The 9,267-nt window shown below is 68.7% G+C and carries 8 protein-coding genes; 4 read left to right on the top strand and 4 right to left on the bottom strand.

Going from position 1 to position 9,267, the window contains the following annotated elements; all coding sequences use genetic code 11:
* Positions 1 to 159 precede the first annotated feature (159 nt).
* The gene (locus ACFWIW_RS25140) at positions 160 to 960 is read left to right on the top strand and encodes an SDR family oxidoreductase (RefSeq protein WP_378370684.1); all 801 of its coding nucleotides are present in this window, start codon (positions 160 to 162) and stop codon (positions 958 to 960) included.
* A gap of 2 nt (positions 961 to 962) precedes the next feature.
* On the top strand, positions 963 to 1,928 hold the full coding sequence (locus tag ACFWIW_RS25135; RefSeq protein ID WP_378370683.1) for an aldo/keto reductase: 966 nt from the start codon (positions 963 to 965) through the stop codon (positions 1,926 to 1,928).
* Between the two features lie 265 nt (positions 1,929 to 2,193).
* On the opposite strand, the gene ACFWIW_RS25130 is transcribed toward ACFWIW_RS25135, so the two are convergent.
* Together ACFWIW_RS25130 and ACFWIW_RS25125 are read right to left on the bottom strand one after the other, a co-directional pair.
* Positions 2,194 to 4,770: an exo 1,3/1,4-beta-D-glucan glucohydrolase gene (locus ACFWIW_RS25130; protein ID WP_378370705.1), complete on the bottom strand. Its 2,577-nt coding sequence runs from the start codon at positions 4,768 to 4,770 to the stop codon at positions 2,194 to 2,196.
* A gap of 159 nt (positions 4,771 to 4,929) precedes the next feature.
* The gene (locus tag ACFWIW_RS25125; protein ID WP_378370682.1) at positions 4,930 to 5,145 is read right to left on the bottom strand and encodes a hypothetical protein; all 216 of its coding nucleotides are present in this window, start codon (positions 5,143 to 5,145) and stop codon (positions 4,930 to 4,932) included.
* A 142-nt stretch (positions 5,146 to 5,287) separates the two neighbouring features.
* On the opposite strand from ACFWIW_RS25125, the gene ACFWIW_RS25120 reads away from it, so the two are divergent.
* Positions 5,288 to 6,094, top strand: a complete 807-nt coding sequence (locus ACFWIW_RS25120) for an NmrA family NAD(P)-binding protein (RefSeq protein ID WP_378370681.1) — start codon at positions 5,288 to 5,290, stop codon at positions 6,092 to 6,094.
* Here the strand turns inward: ACFWIW_RS25120 and ACFWIW_RS25115 are convergent.
* A complete protein-coding gene (locus tag ACFWIW_RS25115) occupies positions 6,084 to 7,034 on the bottom strand; it encodes an Lrp/AsnC family transcriptional regulator (protein WP_378370680.1) in 951 nt (316 codons plus the stop codon). The two genes, ACFWIW_RS25120 and ACFWIW_RS25115, sit on opposite strands and share 11 nt — an antisense overlap.
* A 67-nt stretch (positions 7,035 to 7,101) precedes the next feature.
* Here ACFWIW_RS25115 and ACFWIW_RS25110 point away from each other — a divergent pair, with 67 nt between their 5' ends.
* A complete protein-coding gene (locus ACFWIW_RS25110) occupies positions 7,102 to 8,388 on the top strand; it encodes an MFS transporter (protein ID WP_378370679.1) in 1,287 nt (428 codons plus the stop codon).
* Between the two features lie 350 nt (positions 8,389 to 8,738).
* Here the strand turns inward: ACFWIW_RS25110 and ACFWIW_RS25105 are convergent, their stop codons facing one another.
* On the bottom strand, positions 8,739 to 9,215 hold the full coding sequence (locus ACFWIW_RS25105; protein ID WP_378370704.1) for an RrF2 family transcriptional regulator: 477 nt from the start codon (positions 9,213 to 9,215) through the stop codon (positions 8,739 to 8,741).
* Positions 9,216 to 9,267: the final 52 nt, after the last annotated feature.

Raw genomic sequence — 9,267 nt, 5'->3', positions numbered from 1 at the left:
AAGTCCGGCGCCGGAAACAAATATGTCGACACGGTCAGAACAAGCCTCTGACCTGCACTTTTATCACCTTCGTCGGCGATTTGAACAAATCGTTGCTCACCGGCATGACAAAACAGAAGAATTGTCATCGAACGCAGAATCGATAACCATGGAGCGCATGTGGAAGTGACAGGACGGGTCGTCGTGCTGACCGGCGCGGCACACGGTATCGGCGCCGCCATGGCCAGGCGGTTCGCCGCCGAGGGCGCCGCCGGGGTGGTGGTCTCGGATCTCGATCTCGAGGGCGCGGAGAAGGTGGCAGCCGAGATCAGCGCCGCGGGCGGCACCGCGATCGCGCGCCACGCCGACGCGTCGTCCAAAGAGGACTTGAAGATGCTGGTGACCGAGGCCCGGGCGGCGTTCGGCCCGGTGGACCTCTTCTGCTCCAACGCCGGTGCCGCGTTCGGGACGGGCGTGCACGCCGCGGACGAACAGTGGACGCGGTCGTGGGCGATCAACGTCATGCAGCATGTGCACGCCGCGCAGGTCGCGCTCCCCGCGATGCTGAGCCGGGGCCACGGATATCTGCTGATCACGGCCTCGGGCGCGGGTCTGCTCGGCACTCCCGGCGACGCGCCGTACTCGGTGACCAAACACGCGGCCGTCGGGCTCGCCGAATGGCTGGCCATCACCTACCGTCCGCGCGGGGTGCGGGTCAGCGCGCTGTGCCCGCTCGGCGTGCGGACCGCGCTGCTGGAGCCGGGTATCGCCGCCGGTCACCCCGCCGCGCTCGCGATCGCCGCCGCCGCGCCGCTGCTGGAGCCGGAGGACGTGGCGGAGTCCGTCGTGCACGGGCTGGCGTCGGAGGAGTTCCTGATCCTGCCGCACGAATCGGTGCGGGAGACCTACGCCCGCAAGGCGGCCGGGCTCGACGAATGGATCGACCGCACCATCCTCGAAACCGGCGCACGGAAGAGGTGACCATGGAGTACCGCAGGCTCGGCGCGAGCGGGCTGTCCGTCAGCGAGATCTCGTACGGCAACTGGCTCACCCATCCCGACGGCGCGGAATGCGTGCAGGCCGCGCTCGACGCGGGCGTCACGACCTTCCACACCGCGGCCGCCTGGGACGGCGGCGCCGCCGAAGAGAACCTCGCCGCGGCGCTGAGCCACGCGCGCCGCGACGATCTCGTCCTGTGTACCGGTGTCTTCTGGCCGGAAGGCCCGGGGGTCAACGACGCCGGCCTTAGCCGCAAACACCTGACGAAGTCCCTGCACGGCTCGCTGCGGCGCCTGCGCACCGACTACGTCGACGTCTACCAGCTGCTGCGGTTCGACTACCGCACACCGTTGGAGGAGACGTTCCTCGCACTGTCGGATCTGGTGCGGCAGGGGAAGATCCTCTACGCGGGCACCGCGGAGTGGACGGCGGAACAGCTGCTGGAGGCGCGGCCGATCGCCGAACGGCACGGCGTCCCGCTGGTGGCGAACCAGCCGCACTACTCGATGCTCTGGCGGGTCGCCGAGGCACAGGTCATGCCGGTGTGCGAGCGGTCCGGGATCGGCCAGTTCGCGTCGGTCCCTCTCGCGCAGGGCGTGCTGACCGGCAAGTACCGGCCGGGCGAGATCCCGCCGGACTCACGCGGCGCGAAGGCGTTCGAGACGCGGCCGTTGCTCCTGCCGGACCTCCTCGAACGCGTCGGCATGCTGCGCGGCGTCGCCGACGAGGCCGGGCTGACCATGGCCCAGCTGGCGCTCGCGTGGACGTTGCAGCACAACACCGTCGCTTCGGTGGTGATGGGCGCGAGCACCGCCGCCCAGGTGACCGAGAACGCGAAGGCGGCCGGGGTGGTGCTGGACCTCGACGCGCTGACCCGCATCGATCACCTGCTGGGCAGCTTCGTGCAGACGGATCCGCGCCTGACCTGGTCACCTCCCGCGACCACCTGACGCCCGCCTCCCCTCGCCTCGTGAGTGGTAAGGACGGTTAGAACCGTCCTTACCACTCACGAGGCCAAAGCGGTTCACGGGCTATGCGATCGCCATCCGCAGCCCAGCACGCCCCCCCAGCAGCCGCAGCGAGGGCGCGTGAAGGCCCCCTTCACTGCGCTAGACGCAGTGAAGGGGGCCTTCACGTACTGCCAGCGGTGACGTCGTGGGGCACGTCTCGTGAGTGTTGAGGACGGTTAGAACCGTCCTCGCCACTCACGAGGCGTCAGCTCAGGCTTGAGCAAGGCCTCGCATCGGGATCCTGCGCGCCCTTGGGCACCCACCGCACGTTCGCGAACGAGGCGGAGAACTTGCCGTCGGTGTACACCAGGAACGGTGTGTTGACGTTCTCCAGGTCGAGCCCGTTCGCGAAGCACGACACCGGGATCTTCACCGTCGACTTCGGCGCTCCCGCCAGATCGGTGAACAGCTTGGTCGCGTTCACCTCGGAGAAGCACGGGTAGACGCAGTGCATGCTGATCACCGTCCGGTTGGACGGCGCCTCGTGCACGACCGTGTCGAACTCCAGCGCCGCGTCGGCGTTGAGATAACCCCGCAGATCGTCGGTACCGGCCGGGTTCTGGAAGTAGAGCTGCGCCGGGCCGGTGCCGGTCCAGGTCGACTTGAGCCCGTCCTGCTGCACGTTCACGTCCGACTGCACGACACTGATCTCGGCGTGTGACGCGGTGCCGTCGGGGCCGATCTCGGTGCCGCCCCAGTTCTCCGCGGAACCGATGAATCCCTTGTACGGCGCGACATCGGTACGGTTGAACACCTCGAGATCCTCGGTCGCGGTACCGCCGCCACCGGTCGAGCCGCAGGTCACCGGCCCGGCCGTCTCGTCCAGCTGCCCGACCGTGACGCGCTGCCCGGTCTTGAGGCCGTAGCCGAGTTTGAACAGCGGGTCGTAGTCGGCCGAACCCGCGTTCAGCGGCGTCTGGCAGGCGCTCTTCGGCCACGAGTACGGCAGCGTGCCCTTGAAGCCACCCTTGACCAGGACGTCGGCGACGCCACCGCCTTCGGTACCCGGCAGCCAGGCCGCGACGAACGCGTCGGAGCGGTTGATCTCCTTGTTCATGTACAGCGGGCGGCCGCCGACGTAGACCGTGACGACCGGAGCGCCCTTCCCGTGGACCTTGTCCAGCACGGCCAGGTCTTCGGGGTAGAGCCTCGACGCCTCCAGCGTCTTGCGCGTCAGGTCGCCGACGCCTTCCGCGTACGGGGTCTCACCGATGACGGCGATGACCGCGTCGTAGCCCTTCGGGTCGGTGTCGCCCTTCTCGTCGAAGGTGACGTTGACGTCGCCGAGCTGCTGTTTGAGCCCGGCGAGGATCGAAGTGGCGTTCGGGAAATCGGCGTTGGTGTTGCCGGTCCCCTGCCAGCTCAGCGTCCAGCCGCCGGTCTGGTTCTGGATGCTGTCCGCGCTCTTGCCGACCACGAGGACCTTCGACTTCGGCTTGAGCGGCAGCACGTTGCCGTTGTTCTTCAGCAGCGTCTGCGACGAGCGCACCGCGTCGCGCGCCAGCCAGGTCTCCTTCAGCGCCTCGTCAGAGTTCGCGTAGGACCGATCCGACGGCTTCTGCGACTCGTACAGCCCGGAGCGCAGCTTGACGCGCAGGATGCGGGTCACCGCGTCGTCGATCCGCGAGAGCGGGATCTGGCCGGCGTTGACCTGCGCGACGGTGTTGGTGATGAACGCCTTCCAGTCGTTCGGCACCATCACGATGTCGATACCGGCGTTGATCGCCTGCGGGCAGGAGGCGTTGGTGCAGCCGGGAACCTGGCCGATGCCGTTCCAGTCGGAGACGACGAGGCCGTCGAAGCCCATCTTGCCCTTGAGGATCTGGTTCAGCGCCTTGTCGCTGCCGTGCAGCTTGCCCTCGTCGATGCCGAGTTCGGCGTTGGTCCAGCTGTTGAACGACACCATCACCGTCTGGGAGCCCGCGGCGAGCGCGCCGTAGTAGCCCTGGCCGTGGACGTTGATCATCTCGGCCTCGGAGGACGGGTTGACGCCCTGGTCCTGTCCCTTGAGGGTGCCGCCGTCACCGATGAAATGCTTGGCGGTGCCGATCACGCCGTTGTAGCCGATGCGTTTGGTCGAGCCGTCCTGTAGACCGTTGATCGCCTCGTAGCCGTAGGCCCTGGTGATCCGCGGGTCCTCGGAGAACCCTTCGTAGGTGCGTCCCCAGCGGTCGTCCTTCACGACGGCCAGCGTCGGCGCGAAGGCCCAATCCTGGCCGGTGGCGCGGATCTGCCGGGCCGTCGCCGCGGAGATGTCGCGTACCAGGCACGGGTCGTGCGCCGCGCCGAGCCCGATGTTGTGCGGGAAGACGGTGGCCCCGTACACGTTGTTGTTGCCGTGCACGGCGTCGATACCCCAGATCACCGGGATCTTCGTCCGGCTGCTCTTCGCGGCGTCCCAATAGGAATCGGCGAGTTTCAGCCAGTCCTGCTGTGAGGCGTGCTTGTCCTTGTTCGGCCACGAGCCGCCGCCGTTGAGGACCGAGCCGATCGAGTACTGGCGGACCTCGTCCGGGGTGATCGCAGCGATCTCGGGCTGCGTCATCTGCCCGACCTTCTCTTCGAGGGTCATCCCCTCGAGGATCCGGGCGATCCGCTGTTCGTCACCGGCCTTGCCCTTGAACCGGCTCTCGACCTTCGGCCAGTCGGCGAGCGTCGGCAGGCTCTTCTCGATGCGGGCACAACCGTCCCGGTCGAGCGCGGGTTTCCCGATCACCGGCTGCTCGGCGGCGACGGCCGCGGGCGTGGCCGCCACGGCCCCGCCGAGCAGGGTGAGACTCATCAAGGCGATCAGCGGACTTCGGCGCGCACGAGCACGTCTTGCCATGGTCTGGTCCATTCTGCGGGAGGCGGGGACCGGCCGATCCTCACCGGACCCGGCGGCGGCGTCAAGAGTTTCCGGCCGATACGCCGCCTGTTAATTTTTGCCGTGAACTAAGACTCATCCGGCCACCCGCCGCCGATTGCGCCGCTTGGCGGTGTACGGCAGCGCGAACAGGTACAGCCCGCTGAACATCAGCAGGAAGAGCGGCGGCAGTGGCGTGTAGAGCACCCACTCGGCCGGGTCGCCTTGCGCGACGACCACGAAGCACACGATGACGGTGGCGACGAAGACGAGCGACGTCCACCGGTGGAACGTCCGGATCCGCTTGCTCACGAGAACCTCCTGGAGTCGTCTTGCCTGATGGCGAAGACGCTAGGGATCCCGCGGGCACCGGCGCTTCTCGATTCCTGATCGGTCCGCTTGACCTCCACATTACTTGAGCTTTTACCTTCACGGGAAACGAAGGGAATCACTCATGACCGTCTTGGTAACCGGGGCCACCGGGAACACCGGCCGCCACGTCGTGGCCGAACTCGTCCGTCACGGGGAGCCCGTCCGGGCACTCACCCGGAACCCCGCCGAAGCCCGGCTTCCGGCGGGTGTCGAGCTCGTGGCAGGCACCCACACCGCGCCCGAGACCCTGACCGAGGCCCTGGAAGGCGTCACCAAGCTGCACATCACCGTCACCTCGGGGCTCGCCGACGTCGGTGCCGATCTGGTCAAACGCGCCGTGGACGCGGGCGTGCGCCGGATGACCGTCGTCTGGGGCGGCTACGTCGGGCCGACGGAACAGGCCATGGCCGAATCCGGGGTGGAATGGACGCGCCTGGAGCCCCAGGAGTTCATGTCCAACACGCTGACCTGGGCCGACGCGATCCGCGACGGTGGTGTGGTCCGCGAGCCGTACGACCTTCCCAGCGCGCTCGTGCACGAGGCCGACATCGCCGCCGTCGCCGTCACCGCGTTGCTGGAGGACGGGCATTCCGGGAAGGCCTACAACCTGACCGGCCCGGAGGTGCTGACCCCGCGCGAACGGGTCGCGATGCTCGGCGCCGCCCTCGGCCGGGACATCGAGTTCGCGGAACTGCCGCACGAGCAGGCGATCGAACGGCTGATGTCGACCGGCGTGTCCCGTGAGGACGCCGAGTACGTCATCGGCTGGTATGCCTCGCCGCCGGTGGAAGCGCACACCGTCGTCGACACGATCGAGAAGGTGACCGGGCGGCCTGCGCGCACGTTCGCGCAGTGGGTCGCCGAGCACGCCGACCGGTTCAGGTCGTGAGCGGTCCGACCGCCTTCACGATCTCCAGCACCGGAGCGGTGTGCACCGCGTGGATCGCCCGCAACGCGCCCAGCCGGCGCGTGAGGTAGTGGTGTAGCGCGGCGGGATCCGGGCACAACGCCTGCGCGGCCAGGTTGGTGGGCCCGGTCGTGGCGACGACGACGGCCAGCTCCTCGTGAGTGGCCAGCGTCGTCGCCACCTCGTCGAGATCGGCCGGCGCGACGGCCATCCACAGGAACGCCTGGGTGGTCACACCGTAGAGGGCCGCGCTGATCTCGACGTCGAAGAAGAGCGCGCCTCGCGCGCGCAGATCCGCCAGGCGGCGGGCCGCCGTCGCCGGGGCGAGGCCCGCCGCCGCGGCGAGATCGGCGATACTCGCCCGGCCGTCCTGCCGGAGGGCGGCGATGAGCGCGTGGTCCGCCGCCGTCGGCGGGCTGTCGCCGGCGACGGATTCCGGTGGCCGCAACGCTTCCTGCTGATCCTCGGTCAGCGCGGCGAGCCTGCCGCGCCACGCCGTCGGGCCGCCGAGGTAGGTGTGCAGGATGAAATGCGCGGACACCGCCGTGACGCTCGCGGCGCGTGGGATGTCGTGCAGCAGCATGGCGCTCCGTGCGTGCCTCGGTGTGTGCGCGATCGTCACGATCTCGGTGCCGCCGGAGGTGAGCTTGACCCAGGACGTGTCCGGCCGCCGGGCCAGCGAACGGGCGAGCGTCCGCGCGGCGGCGGGCTGCGCGCTCAGCCGGACGAGCCACTGCGTCAGCCCCGTCCGGTCGGGATCGGGCAGACCGACCACGCGTAACCCGGATTCGGCCCGGAGCCGCTGATAGCGCCGGGCGACGGTCTGGGTCGAGACACCGAGCACCGCCCCGATCCGGCTGAACGGCGCACGGGCGTCGATCTGCAACGCGTGGATCAAAGCACGATCGATGTCGTCGAGCATGGAATATTTCGTCCATCCGATCCGGGTTTCATGGAACAGAAATCATCTTCGTCGCACGATCCTGTTCATGCAACTGACGAAGACCAGATCGGTTCCGCTCGCCACGCTGCTCGCGGCGGAGGCGATGAACGTGCTGGACACGACGATCACCCAGGTCGCCGGTCCGGCGATCCGCGCCGGCCTCGGCGGCCCCGCTTCCGCCATCCAATGGTTCGGCGCCGCGTACACACTCCCGTTCGCGGTGCTCCTCATCACCGGTGGCAGGCTCGGCGACCTGCTGGGCCGCCGCCGCGTTTTCCTGTCCGGAGTCGCGGTGTTCGCGCTGGCTTCCCTGTGTTGCGCGCTCGCGCCCGGCACCGGCGTGCTCATCGGCGCGCGAGCGGTGCAGGGGTCGGCGGCGGCACTGGTGATCCCGCAGACCTTCGGGTTGATCAAGGTCATGTTCTCCGGTCCGGCGCTGGCGGCGGCCTTGGGCTGGAACGGGCCGGTGGTCGGCCTGTCCGCCGTGAGCGGGCCGTTGCTCGGCGCCTTGCTGACGGATCTCGTGTCGTGGCGGGCGGCGTTCCTGGTGAACGTGCCGATCTCGATCGCGGTGCTCGTGGCGGGGCGACTGCTGCCGGAAGACCGCGCCGGGTACCCGGTCCGGCTGGATGTGCCGGGCACCTTGCTCGCCTCGCTCGGCACCGGGCTGCTCGTGTACCCGCTGATCGACAGGTGGAACTGGGGCCTGTTCGCCGCCGGTGCCGCCGTACTGGTGCTGTTCGGGTTCCATCAGCGGAACCGGCGTCATCCGCTGGTCGAGCCGAGCCTGTTCGGACACCGCGGTTTCCCCGCGGCTCTGGCGGCGGCGACCCTGTTCTTCGCCGTGATGAACGGGGTGATGCTCGTCGTGGTCCTGCACCAGCAACTCGACGAGGGTCTCGGCGTGCTGGCGTCCGGGCTGACGCTGTTGCCGTGGTCGGGCGGGCTGGCGATTTCCTCGTGGATGGCTGGCAAATGGCTCGTTCCCCGATACGGATCGCGTGTCGCCTTCGCCGGTCTGACGCTGCTGCTCGCGGGAATCCTGCCGGCTCTCGGTGGCACGCTGCCGATCGCGCTCGGGATCGGCGGGCTCGGCCTGGGCCTGTTCACGGTGCCGTTCTTCACCGCGGCACTGTCCGTCGTCCGTCCACAGGAGACCGGATCCGCGGCGGGGCTGCTGAACGCGGTGCAGCAAGTCGGTGCGACGCTGGGTACCGCCGTTTTCGGCAGCGTCTTCCTGCACGGCCATTCGGTGGTGCGGGCGTTCTCGCTCGCGGCGGGGCTGGTGGTGGCGACCATGATCGCGACCGCTTTGATGCCCCGGACTCCTTGAGGGACTCTGGTTCCCGGCAAAGTCGAGATAGCGCAGGACGGGTTCCGGCGTTTCCAGGGCGCGCACTGGCGCGAATGTCCACAAAGGACAATTTCAGGCGACTGGATCTCCCGTTTGTGCACGTATGCGCGGTTACCCATGGGGTCGTGAGTGGCAAAGAGGGTTAGAACGACCAAAAACACTCACGCCCCCCTCACCAAGGTGCGCAAAACGCCCGATCGGGCACTTTGGTCTAGATTTGCGTCCCTTATGGACAGTCAAGATCGAGGTCTCTTGGCTCAGCCTGCTCCCGCGAACGCCTCTGCACCCCATGCCAGTGGGACTTCAGGCTGCCGCCGGACCGGCGCCCGCTACCCCTCGGCAGCCTTGAACCACGCGCCGATCCCCGCGAGCGCGCCCGGACCGTAGTCACCCCGGACGTCGTCGGCCAGATCCGCGATGGAGACGGCGCGCAACGCCGCCCGCCACTGGACCTCGGCGTTGGCCATCGCGCGACTGATGGCGCACGGCGTCGTGCACGCCTCGGCCGGCGTCGCCATCGGGCCGCGCTGCCGGATCTCGGTGCAGACGAAGGCCGGGCCGGGTCCGTCGATGGCCTCGACGACGTCGAGCACCGTGATCTCCGAAGGCGGCCGGGTGAGCACGTATCCCCCGGCCTTCCCCTGCACCGACCGGATGAGATCGGCCCGGGAAAGCGCCTGGAGCTGCTTCGCGAGATAACTCGGCGAGACGTCGTGCAGCTGCGCCAGGCGCGCGGCGGGCGCGGGTTCGTCGACGGAGGTCAACACGACACAGCAGTGCAGGGCCCACTCGACCCCACCGGACATCTTCACCCGGATGACTCTAACCCGCCTCTTGACTCGGACACAATGTATCCGA

The organism is Amycolatopsis sp. NPDC058340, from assembly GCF_042723975.1.
Classification (GTDB): Bacteria; Actinomycetota; Actinomycetes; order Mycobacteriales; family Pseudonocardiaceae; genus Amycolatopsis.
This window is presented reverse-complemented; position numbering and strand designations above follow the sequence as displayed.